This window comes from Pseudoalteromonas sp. MMG012, assembly GCF_018100875.1.
Lineage (GTDB): Bacteria > Pseudomonadota > Gammaproteobacteria > Enterobacterales > Alteromonadaceae > Pseudoalteromonas > Pseudoalteromonas aurantia.
Genome location: NZ_JAGJEF010000008.1, coordinates 1 through 15,664, shown reverse-complemented (window position 1 = coordinate 15,664; position 15,664 = coordinate 1). Strand labels below are relative to the sequence as shown.

Below are 15,664 nucleotides of genomic sequence, written 5' to 3'. Positions count from 1 at the left end.
TTATTTACTATGTTTATACCAGAACTCCTTTCACCTGCCGGTAGTATAAAGAATATGCGTTACGCTTTTGCGTATGGTGCAGATGCAGTTTACGCAGGGCAGCCGCGTTACAGCTTAAGGGTACGTAACAATGAGTTTGATTTAGACAATTTAGCACTGGGTATAAATGAAGCACATCAACAAAATAAAAAACTGTATGTCGTATCAAATATTGCCCCGCACAATAGTAAAGTAAAAACCTATCTAAGAGATATTGAACCCGTTATTGCTATGCAGCCAGATGCGTTGATCATGTCGGATCCGGGCTTGATCATGTTAGTACGAGAAAAATGGCCAGATATGCCGATCCATTTATCTGTGCAGGCCAATGCCGTTAATTTTGCCAGCGTAAAGTTTTGGGCACAACAGGGGATAGAGCGTGTCATTTTATCCCGTGAATTATCACTTGAGGAAATTAGCGAAATTCGTACTCTGTGCCCTAATACAGAGCTAGAAGTATTTGTTCATGGCGCTTTATGTATGGCGTACTCTGGTCGCTGCTTGCTATCGGGATACATTAATAAGCGCGATCCAAATCAAGGGACATGCACCAACGCGTGCCGCTGGGAATATGATGCAAAGCCCGCAAAAGAAAATGAAACCGGCGATCTTGTACATAAAATTGATCCCAATGCTGTGATCCCAACATTAGGCACCGGTGCGCCCACCAACGCCACATTTATGCTTGAGGAGCCAGGTCGACCAGGCGAATATATGCCCGCTTTTGAAGATGAGCATGGTACTTACATCATGAATTCAAAAGATTTACGTGCGGTACAATACGTCGAGCAACTTACAAAAATGGGTGTACATAGCCTCAAAATTGAAGGCAGAACCAAGTCTTTTTACTATGTTGCCCGCACGGCACAAGTCTATCGAAAAGCAATAGACGATGCGGTTGCTGGTAAACCTTTTGATCCGACATTAATGCGCACACTAGAGAACCTAGCACACAGAGGTTACACCGAAGGTTTTTTAAAAAGGCATGCGCATCAAGACTATCAAAATTATGAATACGGCCATTCAATCAGTGACAAACAACAATTTGTGGGTGAAATCCTTGGCAGACACAGCAATGGTTTAGTTGAAGTTGATGTTAAAAACAAATTTTGTACCGGCAATAGTCTTGAACTCATGACCCCAAAGGGCAATATTGCCTTTAATTTAGCGCATATGGAAAACAAAAAAGGACAGCGTATTGAAGATGCAAAAGGGTCGGGTCATATTGTACAGATCCCACTTCCAAAAGACATTAACTTAGATCATGCTATTTTAATGCGTAATTTGGGTGAAAACCAAGATACACGAAACCCATTTAAATAGGATTAACGATGGCTTTGTTAATTAATAATAAATGTATTAACTGTGACATGTGTGATCCGGAATGTCCGAATCAAGCCATTTATTTTGGTCAGAAAATTTACGAAATAGACCCAGATAAGTGCACTGAGTGTGTCGGCCATTATGATACACCAACTTGCGTACGTGTCTGCCCGATTGATTGTATCAAGCCGGATCCCAATAGGCAGGAAAGCCTAGAACAATTGGCCGAAAAGTATTTACACTTAACGAATCAAGCATAATGTAGTTATGCTAAATTAGCCCTCTACAGCTAATTTAGCAATGAACTGATTTTAAGGTCCTAAATAACGACTAACCTCGTACGACTCTACATCTTGTAGCTGAGAGTATTTCCTTGTTAATTTACTAAAATAAATAGGCATTTTGAGCTTAAGTCGATGCAAACGCTGATAATGAAATATATCTAGTATCGTATTATTTAATAAGTGCTCAAAAATAACCTTTTGCTCTTTATTTAAATAACCGACTTTGAAAGGAATAACTCGATCCAGAAATAAATGGAAAGTATCTCTCCCGAATTTATAACCATTTAAATACGGAAACCTCTCAATTAACTCTAATGCATGATCATAACTGCGCTCTGATATGCTTTTGTACAGCAAAGAAGGCGTTATTTTCCCAGTAGCTCGATAGTCTACCAAAAAGTGATGATATTCACCTGTTATAAGCTCCTGTGAAGGAAACTTATAAAAATCGATATACCAAGAACTCTTCATTGCGATATCAAGTGCTTTCTGGCCGATGCTAATGTACAACTTGTAAGTCAAATAGTTTTGTTCATGAGGAAGAGATTGATTACCTAGCTGAACAATCTCCGGCATTATTTCATTGAAATTCTTCACACTACTATCAATCTTTGAAAAATCCTTAGTATCTCCTTTTGATATTAAATCCAAAATAAAAATTTCAGATAACACCGGGGATATATTAAAAAGAAAAGATACTTTCTCAGCATTACTATTGGCTGTCTTCCCTATCAAATATTCATCAGGCCTAAAACTATGAAAGTTGGGTTCAATTTTTTCCAATGCTTGCTTCAGCTTTTGACAGCGATATCTATCTTCACTTAACTGCTCTTTCTTGTCTAACACCCCTCTCATTTCATCGACTAAAAGCACTTCTCTATCAATATTTCCAACTGTGCTCTGTATTTCAAATTCAATAGAATGTCTTAGCTCTATTGGCAGTTGAACACCTCCCGTCCCTAAAAGAGCACCTTTTTTATCTACGATGGGAACAACTCCGTGCTTTGCTAACTTTTTTAAATAAACTATATTATTTTCAGTAAGATTATTCGCAAGTAACTTATCTTTAATATACTTATTGGCTGGTGGAGTTAGCAGGTTATCCCTTTTAAATTTACCGCTTCTTTTTAGTACGATAGTTAGCTCAATGTTCTCTGACAATACTGAAGCTGTTAGCAAATCACCTAGATGACCATCTGAAAGCAATAATGGAGTTGTTAATTTATTACTATTATCAACAATGTCTTGTAAATTCTCAGGCTTAACATTTGCACCAATGGCTCCGTATAAAAGCGAAGAGCTTAAATTATTTGTTCTAAAAAAATAATCCCTGCTACTCTGTTGTATTTTTTCCCAATACAGTCCAAAAATAATTTCACTTGAAATAATTGAAAATTGATCGTTTTCACGCCAAAAAAAATGTTCATCTAACAAATGCAAATTAGATTCAAGCCAAGTATTGACACTATTTTCATCATTACTTTCTATTAAAGTAACTAATTTTTTATTTCGCTCTAACAGTCTTTCCCGTTCTTGGCTTTTTAAAACATCGTCACTCTTAACAATTTTCCTCTTAATTTCTTTATTTATATAATAATTCTTGTATAAAGAAATGGATTCATCGCCACTTATAATGTTTGCTTTTCGCAACTCATATAATGATTCTTCTATATCATTTCGCATCAGAAACGCGTCTAGTAATACAGCTTTCTCTGAATTAAACAACTTCAAATTACTAGCCAATTCAGAGTGACATTGTTCAGAATCATAAGCCAACTGAATCAGCTTCTCATCAAAAAAGATTACATCTTCTGTTGACGAGTTAATATTTTCGCTCTCAAATAGTTCTTTCTCTTTTTTAACCACCGAAGCTGAAGCTTCTTCATATTGCGTTTCATTAATTATATTTAAGTGACTTAGGCTCAACTCATAAAACAAAAAAAACATTGCACAACAAAAAAAGGTAATAAGACTTCTTCTCAACATACCGTTTATCTACTATTCTTTTCAATGATCACTTTTTTATTATCGCTATAAAAATCAAGCAATTCTTTATAATCCATATTCAATTTATAAAACCCTGAAAAATCACAATACCTTCCGTCTACATATTTATAGAAAACTTTAACCTTCCTCACCCACCCCATTGATTCAAAAGAATAAAAAATATAAACATTAACAAACTCAAGCTCCTTCATTTTTATTTCTTCATCGTCTAAAGACAAATAATCTTTATCCAAAACAACATGGCTGTATGATTTAAATGAGAAGACAAGAGAGAAAATAAAATATACAAAAAACATTGGCGTTAAGAAATAAAGTATCCTTATTTTACTCTCATCAATAAACTCAGGGTTAAAATGTAGAAAAACCCCATAAATAGAAAAACAAAGTGACACAACCACTTCATGATTAAGCAGTTTCTTTTTTAGCTTAAGCATAAGCTTCCTTAAATATAAAATGGGGGTTTCCCCCCAAACGTTAAATCATATATGACTAAGGTATTTCACGATTTCTACAGTAAGGATCTGGAGAAATAACTTGATACATACATCTCAAGCTCCTCAATATTTTGTGCCTCATCAATGAGCAAGTTCAGTAAGAGTCCTCCTTTAGGTTGATTTTTCCACATTTTTTCTACTGGAATATCAAAACAGTCCCCATTAACATAACACTATCATATTCGTTATGCGTTCAAATTCCATATTTATTATTTTCATTTTATAAATAATGGAATTTTAACTTTATTTCCGTTTTTATGAAGGGTATGTTCGCAAGACGAGCGGGGATTTCACTTAGAAATACAAAAACTGATGGGTTATCGGTAACGTAGTTGAACTTTTAAAATGTCACTAAGTAGTTAATATTAGTAAATACAAAAAAAGCTCATATGATGAGCTTTTTTTTCTGAGGTTACTCTTGTTATTAGAACTTATATTCAATACCTGCGGCAACATAATCACGTTCAACTTGATTATCACCATCAAATGTTGAGTAGAAGCCATATAGCTTGGTGACTTTATTCAATTTGTGGTCAATGCCCACAGAAATACCGTCAATTTTGTCACCCTGATCAAAATCAATCACTTGATATTGGGCTTTGAATGTATTTGCACCCACACTGTAAGCCGCGTTTAGCATATATCCATCAGCTTCATCTGAGCCATCTGAACGTTCCTGCATTTGATAAATCGCGCCCACTTTAATATCAGAGAATTTACCATGGATTGCAAAACGAACTGCATCATAGCCTTTTACTTCACTGTCTACAGCAATTGCTGCATAAACCGAACTCTTCTTCAGTTTACTGTCACCATATGTTAGCGCGGTTGAATAACCATTCTTACCGTCGCGGTCATCTTCAGCAATAAAAGTCCCTAGTAATTTAAAGCCACTAAAACTGTTCGACTTATATGAAATAGAATTTCCGAGTCTATTTTCACCTTTAAACAAATTTTTAATGTCGCCTTCAAGGTCATTGAATTGATCTAGTTTGCCTTGAGATTGTTTGTAAGCCGTATCATTTCGACCTATCACTACCTCACCGAAGTTGCCCTTTAAACCAACATATTGATTACGTGCTGTAATGTTATCTTTATCACCTTTTGAATCCGCATCAGACAAATCTACCTGAAACTCCAGCTTATAGATAACTTCTAAATCACTTCCTAGTTTTTCTGATCCCTTAAAACCAAAACGCGATGCGTTGCTTTTAATTTCAGTTGCAGAACCTTCACCTTCATCTGTTGATTGCACAGATACGTTTGCTTTACCATACACCTTAACATCAGCGTAGGCGTTGAATGATAGTGCACTTAATACAGACAGCAAAAGCGTTGATTTAACTAGTTTCATGTTTATATTCCTCAATATCGCAACACGTAATTTTTAGACAGGCGCAGTGTGCCAGCTCATAATGACAGAAATATTACATGGGAAATATTTTGGTAAAAAAGACTACTTGCAAATGAAATTAAAATGACATCAAGCTGACATAATAACCATAGATTCAATGATAAATAGCGAAACCAATATAAGACGATGAAAAAACAACGCCCCCTATTACACAGAAAAACCGCTACATAAATGCGGCCAATGAATCTACAGCAACCTCAATGGCAGGTAACTGACCACTGTCTTTGTGATAGACCGCAAACACCTCCTTAGATGACCCAGCCACAACATTAATATGGTACACCTCGCCACTTTTGAGCATGTCAGAAATTAGGTTCTGTGAAATAAAAGCACCGCCACCACGATTCATCATCAAATCAAGCGCAATTCGCCCAGTACTTGTTTTAAAGTAATAAGGCATCTGACCCTGGAACTGCTTTGCATGCCAAGTTGAAAATGTCTGTCCCCAATCAACGTACACATATTGAGTATCAAAAAACATCACAGCATCCGAGCACTCAAATGTACTAACGGGTAGGATGCTTAAGTGGCCGATAGATTTAACCACTAATCCATCGACTTTAGGCGGATCAAATAATACTGCTACATCTAAAGCTCGATCCAATAGCAACCGGGTACACTCTTGCAATCCTTTCACTTCAGCAGTTAATGACACATCAGGCAATGCAATAACCAGTTTACCCATGTTAGACTGCAAAACTGCATCCCAAATATTAGCCGTCCCAGCGATTGATAATTGTGCCACCATATGATTGGAAAGCGCCACTTCTGCTTTCACACGTTGCATACCTGTAAGTATCATCTGCGCATGAGGCAACAACCGCTCCCCTGACGCCGTCAATTGAATGTTATTTCTTTGCCTAATAAAAAGCGTGGCACCAAGACTCTGCTCTAACTGCCGAATTCTAAAGCTGACTGCCGACTGTGTAATATATAAACCTTCCGCAGCACGACCAAAATGCCGTGTATTGACAACTTCTACAAACGTCCTCAATAGTTCAGTGTCCATTGCTTCTCCTCAATATAAAAATCCGTAATGTCGCTTTCTGGCTCGCAATTTACATTGCCAACTTGGGATTGATATGCCATAACCTGTGGAAGTGTAGTCCACTTGTGGTGCAATTTGAGTATTATTAAAACTTAGGGAGTTAGGAGGTAAATTACGGGGTAGTTAATTACCCAGCAGCGGGAAAATAAGAGACACTCTTGCAATGCGTCACCAAAGAAAATACCATGAGCCTACAAGTTAATAAGCGTGTATCGCGATACATTGCGCGCCTCACTACCTATTTCGGAATAACATACTGGCAGTGATATATCCTTCTAAATTGAGGAATTGCGTTCCTTACTTGTTATCGTCATTATTTCGTCTAGTATTATTACAATATAACGAAAAACAATTAGTTATAAACCTGTACCCCACATTAGTCATTGCTTTTTTGGCGAGATAGGTTTACAACTATGTTGTGCGTATTAGCGAACGACTAGGCTTATGTAAGTGACTCGACGAATACTTATCATTGAAGATACACCCACAATTGCCAAAGTACAGAAACACATCGCAGTGTCTTCTGGTTATACGGCTGATATTGCCGGTTCACTCGCGGAAGCTAAAGCGCTTGTAAGCCAAAATCAGTACTTTTGCGCCGTCGTTGATTTCATTTTACCAGATGCCCCCAACGGAGAAGCAATTCCGTGCACCATTAAGGCAGAAATTCCAACCATCGTTATGACGGGAAATTTAGACATCAAAACACGGGAAACCGTCGAAAAATATCCCATTATTGATTACATCACAAAAGAAAATAAGCAAGCCTACCAATATTTAAAAAGACAACTACAACGTTTACCTCGTAATGAAAATGTACAAGTACTCGTTGTTGATGACTCTCGACAAACAAGGCGCTATATCAGCGCACTTCTAGAGCGACATAAATATCAGGTCTTGGAGGCAAAAGATGGTCAAGAAGGGCTTGAGGTACTACAAAACAATCCCGAGATCTCGGTGGTTATTACCGATAATGAAATGCCACGAATGAGTGGTGTTGAGCTGTGTGGTGAAATTCGTCGACTCTACAGTGACGATGATATTGCCATTATTGGTATTTCTGGATCTAATGCATCTCATTTATCTGCGCGCTTTTTGAAAAATGGCGCGAACGACTACCTTCGAAAACCCTTTAATGCCGAAGAGTTTTATTGCCGTTTGAGTCAGAACGTAGATATGCTCGATAATATCGCAACTATCCGCCTTCAAGCTAATACGGATTATTTAACCAAATTACCTAATCGGCGTTATTTTTTCGAGCAAACCACTAAAGTACTTAAGTCAAAAGCGCTGAAGCAACAAAGTAGTACCTTGGCAATGATTGATATTGATCATTTTAAAAGTATTAATGATCAATATGGCCACGATGCGGGAGATGATGTGCTCAGTGCACTCGCGGTCTGCTTCAAGAAATTCTTCGAACATGATTTGGAGGCACGCTTAGGCGGCGAAGAATTTGCCGTTTTCTTCCTCCAAGGCAGTGTAGAAGAGAACTTGAAACAACTAGAACTCTTTAGGCAGTATTTAGATGCAAACAGTGCCTCTATGACTCCCCACAAAATCCACTTTACTATTTCTATTGGATTTGTATCTCTGGCAGAGCAAAAAGTAGATGCACTTTTAAAAGCCGCCGACGTAAAGCTCTATGATGCAAAAGAGGAAGGTCGAAATAGAGTGGTAAGTTAGGACATACTGATTGCCCTAACCAGTTATTCGTTATTTTGATGAACGATATGTATCCCAACTAAATAGCGCCAATGCACTCCAAATACATGCAAAAGTCACTATACGCTCAGTAGAAAAAGACTCCCCATATAATGCTACAGCCAATACAAACATCAAACTAGGGCCTATATATTGAAACAAACCTAATGTTGAATAGGCTAAACGTTTAGCCGCAGCAATAAAGCACAATAATGGCAAAGTGGTGACTATGCCCGCACTAATCAAAAGTAGATTAATTAAATCTGAATTTTGAGCCATATTCGTGGTTGTTGATGGTTCACTGACCCACCAGTAAATAATGGCTGCGGGTAATAAAATTAAAGCTTCGAGCAATAGCCCAGGTAAAGACTCTACAGGCATTTTCTTTCGCAATAAGCCGTAAATCGCAAATGAACTGGCCAGTGAAAATGCAATAACAGGGAAAGAGCCAAAGCTAATCACTTGTAACGAGACACCGGCTACAGCGAGCCCTACAGCGACTTTCTGCCATTTTCTCAACCGTTCCGCTAAAAAGACCACTCCCAAAAGGACATTAAGTAATGGGTTAATATAATATCCGAGACTCGCATCTAGCATATGTCCATTATTGACCGCCCATATAAATAAGCCCCAATTAAAACCCAATAAAGTGGAGCTTAAGCATAATAACAACACTAACTTTGGTTGCTTTATGACCGGGGCTACTTTATGCCATTGCTTCATTAGCGCAATAATCGCCAGTAAAAACAACACTGACCATACGATTCGGTGAGTTAAAATCTCTAAAGCATCGATATGATCGAGTTGCTTAAAGTAAATCGGTGCAAGCCCCCACATTAAAAATGCAAGTACTGCGTAAATGTACCCTTGTTTGTTAAGACTGTTTGGCATATGTATCATATCTGATGCAAAGAGGAGGGCATTATACGTGCTAATTATGAAATAATGCAGTTTCAGTGATATAAAATATTTAGCCGACTAAATAGGTCCCTGTACCAAAGGCGATTTGTATTCCTTCATCATTATGAAGCTCCATTCTACACACACATACTTTGTTACCAGCACGAATAAGACTGGCACTTGCTATGAAGTACTTCCCTCGGCCTGGCCGTAAGAAATCAGTACGAATGTCTATTGTGCCAAGGGTTGCTAACTTTTTTGGCACTGTATGGAGTACGTCAACCTCAAGTTTATCAACAATCGATGCTGCTGCCAGCATTCCACCAACATTATCTAATACGGCAGAAATAACACCGCCATGTAGAATCTTTTGTGACGGATTACCAATTAACTCATCTTTCCAAGGTAATTGAATTTCTGCACATTCCGCATCTAAATGATTAACCCTAATAGCCAAAAACTGATTAAACGGCATTTTATCAACAAAAATTTCAGCTACTGTAGTTATGATTTGTGACTTATCCATACTCACCCCTCTCCTCTGACCAGTTAACGTTACGCGCAATTGCGTATTTTTTCAAGGTTGGAAAGTTACAGACAAGTGGGTTAAAAACCTCTAAAATGCTCGCGATGGATAATCTTGCACACACCAATACACAACATGATGCTAAATCTGTACTCAAAAATATTTTTGGTTATAGTGAATTTCGAGATGGCCAACTCGCCGTTATCGAAGCAGCCCTAGCGCGTCAGGATAGCTTAGTTCTACTTCCCACTGGAGGTGGAAAATCGCTATGCTATCAAGTTCCTGCATTGGTTCTTGATGGTATTACCGTCGTTGTTTCGCCCTTAATTTCTTTAATGCAAGATCAAGTTACGCAATTGCAAGCACTGGGTGTGGCTGCTGAATATATAAATAACAGCGTCCCAAAAGAACAACAACAAGCCATATATCAACGCCTGCATCACGATGAAGTTAAGCTACTTTATGTTGCACCTGAAAAAGTGTTGCAGTACGACTTTATCGAACGCATGCGACATTTAAAAATCAGTTTATTTGCCATTGATGAAGCGCATTGTGTGTCACATTGGGGACATGACTTTAGACCTCACTACTGCCGCCTCAGCGAGTTAAAACATCACTTTCCAACGATTCCAATGATGGCATTAACGGCAACAGCAGATACCGCAACGCGCCATGACATTGTTAACCAACTCAGTTTACAAAGTCCTTATGTGCATACGGGTAGCTTCGATAGACCCAATATTCGCTATACTATAGAAGAGAAATTCAAGCCATTATCGCAGCTAATGCGCTATTTAAAAGAGCAAAATAATCAAAGCGGTATTATTTATTGTACGAGTAGAAAGCGCGTTGATGAGATCTCTGAAAAGCTAGCTGATGCCGGTTTTAATGCCGCGGCATATCACGCTGGGATGAGCAATGAACAGCGTCAATTTGTACAAAGTGCTTTTGCGCGAGATGACATACATATTGTAGTTGCAACGGTTGCATTTGGAATGGGGATTAATAAACCCAACGTACGATTTGTGCTGCACTACGATATTCCAAAAAGTATTGAAGCGTATTACCAAGAAACAGGTCGCGCTGGACGTGATGGTTTAGCTGCCGAAGCCATTATGTATTTCGACCCTGCTGATATTGGTCGCGTAAAACGCTTTTTTGAGGACATTGAAGACGAACACCGCCGGCGCGTTGAAGAGCAACGCTTTAACGCTATGGCAAGCTTTGCAGAAGCACAAACTTGCCGTCGCCAAATACTGTTAAATTATTTCGGTGAATATAAAAGGGAGCCATGTGGCAACTGCGATATTTGCCTAAATCCACCCACGTGCTTTGATGGCACTTTAGTGGCCCAACAAGCGTTATCCTGTGTATACCGTGCCGAGCAGCGCTTTGGCTTAGGTTATATTGTAGATGTGCTACGCGGTGCCAATACCAGTCGCATTCGGGATAATCAACATCATGAGTTAAGTACTTATGGGCTAGGCAAAGACAAAAGTAATGAGTTTTGGTTAAGTGTACTAAGACAACTCATCCACCATGGACTTCTGAATCAAGATATTACTCAAGGAGCAAGTCTTAAACTCACTGAGGCTGCACGTTCAGTGTTAAAAGGGGAATACGCCTTACAATTGGCTGAACCACGTTTACAGGCGAAACACGTTTATCAAGATAAACTCGCCCAATTTAATTACGACAAGAAATTGTTTGCTAAGTTACGCAGTCTACGTAAACAGTTAGCCGATGAAGACGATGTACCTCCTTATGTGGTATTTAATGACAAAACACTCGCTGAAATGGCACAACTCACCCCGACGACTGATGGCGAGTTCCTATCGGTGTCTGGCGTTGGTTTTACTAAACTCAGTAAATATGGCGCGCCGTTTATGCAACTTATCCGTAATTACCTTGCCTCATGCTAATCTAACTTAGGGCCATTTATGACACAAATAACATTCGATGCCGCCTACAATGTGCTCTTAATTCATGTTCCTGAAATACCAGAAGCAGATGAATATTTATTTTGGGCAAAACTATTTTTGCATCAAGAAGCGCTCACTATAATTGAAGAACTCGAGGGGGCCGATCGTCATCAAACCCGCTTTAGCTATGGAAGTAGCACATTTAATATGAACTTCGAGCATTATACAGACAGTATTTGGATAGCGCCTGAGGGCACCGAATCTGAAGAGCAACTCGTTAATTTATCTAAATATTTACTAACAAGTTTTCAATAATCAGATAGACTTAAGAAATAGATTATGGTCATAGTGATCATAATAAATTTCAGTCAATTGATTGTTTGTGGAGCTTTATGCTAGCGAGTATAAAAACACAACTTGCACTCGTACTGTGCTTAGTTGCCTCATTTTTTGGCTACAGTGAAACTTCTGTGTTCGCCCACACTGACTCAACTCAATGTGCAAATAAGGGCGATAATGTCGTTCACGATATACCATTGACTCGGCAACTTGATACTCACGCACAATTACCTGTGCAGGCTCCGGGGAAAACCATAACGGCTATCAAACTACAGCAATTGAATGTTTTTGACACTAACCTGCCCGAAGAAGATAACCCCGTATTTCGCTTTGCAAACCGAACGCATATTACCACCAAACCAAACGTCATCATGGCGCTCCTATTGTTCGAGCAAGGTGATGACTATTCAATAAAAAAAGTAGTGGAGTCGGAGCGCTTATTGCGACAGCAGAGCTATCTGTATGATGCTCGAATTTACGCTGATGAAAATTGTGATGGCACTATAAATATCACGGTCGTCACGCGCGATTTATGGACGCTCTTACCTGACTTAAGTTTTAGCCGCAGTGGCGGTGAAAACTCATCTCGTATCGGCTTTAGAGAGAGTAACCTATTTGGTTGGGGAAAACGCTTATCACTCACCCATACTAAAGATCAAGACCGTTCTGGTTACCTATTTGTATACGATGACCCAAACATTTTATCTACGCGTTATCGTGGCCGTGTTGAATATGCTGATAATGATGATGGTTCACGGCATTATGTTGGTATCAATTACCCCTTTTTTTCTACCGATACGCCATACAGCTACGGTATATTAAATTATAAAGATGAACGAAATGAGTCTCTATATCAAGATGGAGAAACCATTTCTGAGTTCTCACAGCACAGCGATGTTAGCCAAATTTACTTTGGTCATGCCCAGCAGCTTAATAATAACTGGACACAGCGCCTTACTCTGGGCTATCAATACGATCAGCAAACCTTTAAAAAGTTAGCCAGTACCACTTTGCCGCTGGCCCACAATCGCACATTGAGTTACCCCTATATACAAGGTCAATGGTTAGAAGATAAGTTCATAAAGGTCCGTAATTTTGATTCGATATATCGTACTGAAGACTTGAACCTAGGTTGGAATATTAATGCACTGCTTGGTTATTCAGATAAAGCACTCAGTGATAATGACAATCACTTTATCTACCAATTTTCCGCGAGCAAAGCCCATTACACTTCAGATCACAGTTTGTGGCGTATCAACCTATCACTGTCTGGTCAGTGGAATAGCCAAGCAAATACCGCAAGAAACTTTGTTACCCAAGTAGGCGCCCAATATTACTTAAATACCACTATCCAAGACTCATGGTATGCCAATATACAACTGAGATTTGCAAAAAACTTAACAGCAGATCAACAACTTACCTTGGGCGGAGAAACTGGCTTAAGAGGCTTTCCCATCAACTACCAGCATGGCAGCAAAAGCGTACTCGTAAACATAGAGCGGCGCTATTATTGGGAATATGATTTACTGCAACTCTTTAAAGTTGGCGGAGCCGTTTATTTTGATATTGGTCGAGTTAGAGGTAACACACTGGTGCATAGTGATCCTAATTATTTGAAAAACCTTGGAGCGGGACTGCGCTTAGCTCCCAGTCGTGCCAATGCCGGACTCGTCTTACATTTAGATGTCGCAGCCCCCCTTAACGGCCCCGATGACGTAGACAATGTACAATGGCTTTTTACTGTCAAAAACCGCTTTTAAAGGTTTAACGTACCACTATGGCTATACATATTTAACGAGCACTTTTATTTTGACTGACCTAACGCTATTTTTAGATTTTATTTTGGCACAATACAAACTGGTCATCACTGGCCTAATCATCCTACTTTTTCCTATATTAATGCGCTTGAGCATACATTTACTTACCCAGCTCACTCGCGGAAAAATTGATATGCACCGCCAACAAAGAGCCAAGCTTTTACTGCGTGTCATTGTCGCAGTGTTGTTAGTTTGCCTATTGCTTATGTTTTGGGGGATCGAACTAAAAGGGTTATTGGTGCTAGGTTCTTCGTTGTTTGCCATGCTCGGTGTAGCCTTGTTTGCAGGGTGGTCGTTACTGAGTAATTTAACGTCCTTTCTCATTCTGTTTATTCAAAATGACTGCCGTATAGGGTTTTGGGTACGGGTTATTGATGGCAGCAACTTTGTTGAAGGTTGTATTTCTGAAATGGGCTTAATGAATGTGATTCTAGAACATATTGACGGCCATAAAGTTATTTACCCGAACAATATATTTGTCACTCGCCCTGTTATGATTTTATGTAAAGCGCCGAACAAGCGCAGTTCATTACCAGAAAAGCGTCTATTGAGGCCAAAAAAATCAAGGTAGGCCACATGATCGAAGCCACCTTATTATTGAACCTGCACTTAACTGATAAATGTTACAAAGCACTTACAAATCAAATAACTAACAACTCAAACTTGACAAATTAGTCATTTTTTATAGTGCAAACCGTCAGTGCTAACAATCGTTGACTATGACTAAAAAATTCAATGTAGTCATATCTAAAAGTAGCGGTGTCGAATTATTTCACTCACTGTGCCTTTAGATTACTTATCGTCTTTTAATATTACGGATACTGCCATGCTTACCTTATCTGGGTATTCAAATAACACTTGGTGACTCGCATTTTCTAACGGAATGTGCTCACCTTCTGTGTTGCTCGCTATCATCCTACTCCGCTCAGTACCCTGTACTTGCCATCGAATCAATGCAGCTTGCTCTTCCCTTCTGCCTTTGCTATATCTAAACGCTCGACCATACACTCAATGCCATCACATGGAGCGCCAACAACAATGAGCTCTACCTTGCTAATAAAAAATCACTGTTTCTTTTTGATTTCAAAACCAAACAATCACACCTTATTGCACAAATGAGCAGCCCAATTCACTCGTTGGCTACGAGCTTAATCAATGATCACAATACACTCTTTGTTAGCTTGTTTGATATCAGCACTAAATTACAAACATTCAATATCAAACAAAAATCGACCCAAACTTTTTATAGTAATGCTGCATTAAACCAATTGCCACAGGCCCTCCACAAAAATACCATGATGTTTATTTCAAATGCTGCCCACCAGCACGATCTATGACTATATAAAAATAAGCAAAAAAAACACGTCGTTTTACCTTTTGAGTTTGGCTTCACACGCTACCAACCTAATTTTGATCATGAATATATCACTTTTGAAAAGTTCGGAGCGGTCTATGAATATGAGATTAAAACTGGAAATACCACTAAAATATTTGAGGAATCACATCAGGCATACGTCATAAATTACGATGAAAATAGTCAAAACCTAATATATAGCAGCAATAAAAGTGGCCAATGGCAATTGTGGCTATTCGATCGTCAAGACAACAGTCATCAACAATTGACGACTAAAGGAGGGTATAGTGGTTATGCATACAATGGATAGGTATACTTCAGTAAAAGAAATCACTCGGGCCTTTGGGGTCTAGAAAATCAAACTGAACAACTTATCATTAAAGATTTCAGTAATATAAATTGGCTCAATTGGCAGTTAATTGACGGTAAAGTTTTTTCTATCGCGCTGAGTCCGGCGTTTGGAAATTTGATTTAGATTCAAACACTGAACAGC

General features: G+C 38.8%; 14 protein-coding genes. 7 read left to right on the top strand and 7 right to left on the bottom strand.

From position 1 onward, the window contains the following. Positions 1–9: 9 nt before the first annotated feature. Positions 10–1,362: a tRNA 5-hydroxyuridine modification protein YegQ gene (gene yegQ, locus J8L97_RS04285; RefSeq protein ID WP_211048009.1), complete on the top strand. Its 1,353-nt coding sequence runs from the start codon at positions 10–12 to the stop codon at positions 1,360–1,362. Between the two features lie 8 nt (positions 1,363–1,370). Beyond that, positions 1,371–1,622 carry a YfhL family 4Fe-4S dicluster ferredoxin gene (locus tag J8L97_RS04280; RefSeq protein WP_211048008.1) on the top strand — a complete coding sequence of 84 codons (252 nt, stop codon included), beginning with the start codon at positions 1,371–1,373 and terminating at the stop codon, positions 1,620–1,622. Positions 1,623–1,673: 51 nt separating this feature from the next. Here J8L97_RS04280 and J8L97_RS04275 read toward each other — a convergent pair whose 3' ends face one another. The 4 genes from J8L97_RS04275 to J8L97_RS04260 all read right to left on the bottom strand — a co-directional run bounded on the left by J8L97_RS04275 (position 1,674) and on the right by J8L97_RS04260 (position 6,570). Further along, positions 1,674–3,632: a hypothetical protein gene (locus J8L97_RS04275; protein ID WP_211048007.1), complete on the bottom strand. Its 1,959-nt coding sequence runs from the start codon at positions 3,630–3,632 to the stop codon at positions 1,674–1,676. Between the two features lie 5 nt (positions 3,633–3,637). After that, positions 3,638–4,087: a hypothetical protein gene (locus J8L97_RS04270; RefSeq protein ID WP_211048006.1), complete on the bottom strand. Its 450-nt coding sequence runs from the start codon at positions 4,085–4,087 to the stop codon at positions 3,638–3,640. A gap of 484 nt (positions 4,088–4,571) precedes the next feature. Further along, complete coding sequence (locus J8L97_RS04265) at positions 4,572–5,501, bottom strand: porin (protein WP_211048005.1); 930 nt, start codon at positions 5,499–5,501, stop codon at positions 4,572–4,574. A 223-nt stretch (positions 5,502–5,724) separates the two neighbouring features. Further along, positions 5,725–6,570: a LysR family transcriptional regulator gene (locus J8L97_RS04260; protein WP_210996496.1), complete on the bottom strand. Its 846-nt coding sequence runs from the start codon at positions 6,568–6,570 to the stop codon at positions 5,725–5,727. A gap of 489 nt (positions 6,571–7,059) precedes the next feature. On the opposite strand from J8L97_RS04260, the gene J8L97_RS04255 reads away from it, so the two are divergent. Continuing rightward, a complete protein-coding gene (locus J8L97_RS04255) occupies positions 7,060–8,295 on the top strand; it encodes a response regulator (protein ID WP_211048004.1) in 1,236 nt (411 codons plus the stop codon). 30 nt (positions 8,296–8,325) lie between these two features. Here J8L97_RS04255 and rarD read toward each other — a convergent pair whose 3' ends face one another. Both rarD and J8L97_RS04245 read right to left on the bottom strand, forming a co-directional pair. After that, positions 8,326–9,213, bottom strand: coding sequence for an EamA family transporter RarD (gene rarD / locus J8L97_RS04250; RefSeq protein ID WP_192505900.1), 888 nt, complete (start codon positions 9,211–9,213; stop codon positions 8,326–8,328). Positions 9,214–9,283: 70 nt separating this feature from the next. Continuing rightward, positions 9,284–9,739, bottom strand: coding sequence for a thioesterase family protein (locus tag J8L97_RS04245; RefSeq protein WP_192505901.1), 456 nt, complete (start codon positions 9,737–9,739; stop codon positions 9,284–9,286). Positions 9,740–9,843: 104 nt separating this feature from the next. Here J8L97_RS04245 and recQ point away from each other — a divergent pair, with 104 nt between their 5' ends. The 4 genes from recQ to J8L97_RS04225 all read left to right on the top strand — a co-directional run bounded on the left by recQ (position 9,844) and on the right by J8L97_RS04225 (position 14,388). Then, entirely contained in the window at positions 9,844–11,661 is a 1,818-nt protein-coding gene (recQ, locus tag J8L97_RS04240; protein WP_211048072.1) for a DNA helicase RecQ, read from the top strand. An 18-nt stretch (positions 11,662–11,679) separates the two neighbouring features. Beyond that, positions 11,680–11,976, top strand: a complete 297-nt coding sequence (locus tag J8L97_RS04235; protein WP_211048003.1) for a DUF3630 family protein — start codon at positions 11,680–11,682, stop codon at positions 11,974–11,976. A 77-nt stretch (positions 11,977–12,053) separates the two neighbouring features. Continuing rightward, complete coding sequence (locus J8L97_RS04230; protein WP_211048002.1) at positions 12,054–13,760, top strand: hypothetical protein; 1,707 nt, start codon at positions 12,054–12,056, stop codon at positions 13,758–13,760. Between the two features lie 49 nt (positions 13,761–13,809). Further along, positions 13,810–14,388: a mechanosensitive ion channel domain-containing protein gene (locus J8L97_RS04225; RefSeq protein ID WP_247688527.1), complete on the top strand. Its 579-nt coding sequence runs from the start codon at positions 13,810–13,812 to the stop codon at positions 14,386–14,388. A 221-nt stretch (positions 14,389–14,609) separates the two neighbouring features. Here J8L97_RS04225 and J8L97_RS04220 read toward each other — a convergent pair whose 3' ends face one another. Continuing rightward, the gene (locus tag J8L97_RS04220; protein WP_211048000.1) at positions 14,610–14,825 is read right to left on the bottom strand and encodes a hypothetical protein; all 216 of its coding nucleotides are present in this window, start codon (positions 14,823–14,825) and stop codon (positions 14,610–14,612) included. Between the last annotated feature and the right edge of the window lie 839 nt (positions 14,826–15,664).

Coding starts and splice junctions, on each gene's coding strand:
- J8L97_RS04260 (WP_210996496.1), bottom strand. CDS start 6,570: ATGGACACTGAACTATTGAGGACGTTTGTAGAAGTTGTCAATACACGG.
- rarD (WP_192505900.1), bottom strand. CDS start 9,213: ATGATACATATGCCAAACAGTCTTAACAAACAAGGGTACATTTACGCA.
- yegQ (WP_211048009.1), top strand. CDS start 10: ATGTTTATACCAGAACTCCTTTCACCTGCCGGTAGTATAAAGAATATG.
- J8L97_RS04280 (WP_211048008.1), top strand. CDS start 1,371: ATGGCTTTGTTAATTAATAATAAATGTATTAACTGTGACATGTGTGAT.
- J8L97_RS04270 (WP_211048006.1), bottom strand. CDS start 4,087: ATGCTTAAGCTAAAAAAGAAACTGCTTAATCATGAAGTGGTTGTGTCA.
- recQ (WP_211048072.1), top strand. CDS start 9,844: ATGGATAATCTTGCACACACCAATACACAACATGATGCTAAATCTGTA.
- J8L97_RS04230 (WP_211048002.1), top strand. CDS start 12,054: ATGCTAGCGAGTATAAAAACACAACTTGCACTCGTACTGTGCTTAGTT.
- J8L97_RS04275 (WP_211048007.1), bottom strand. CDS start 3,632: ATGTTGAGAAGAAGTCTTATTACCTTTTTTTGTTGTGCAATGTTTTTT.
- J8L97_RS04245 (WP_192505901.1), bottom strand. CDS start 9,739: ATGGATAAGTCACAAATCATAACTACAGTAGCTGAAATTTTTGTTGAT.
- J8L97_RS04265 (WP_211048005.1), bottom strand. CDS start 5,501: ATGAAACTAGTTAAATCAACGCTTTTGCTGTCTGTATTAAGTGCACTA.
- J8L97_RS04235 (WP_211048003.1), top strand. CDS start 11,680: ATGACACAAATAACATTCGATGCCGCCTACAATGTGCTCTTAATTCAT.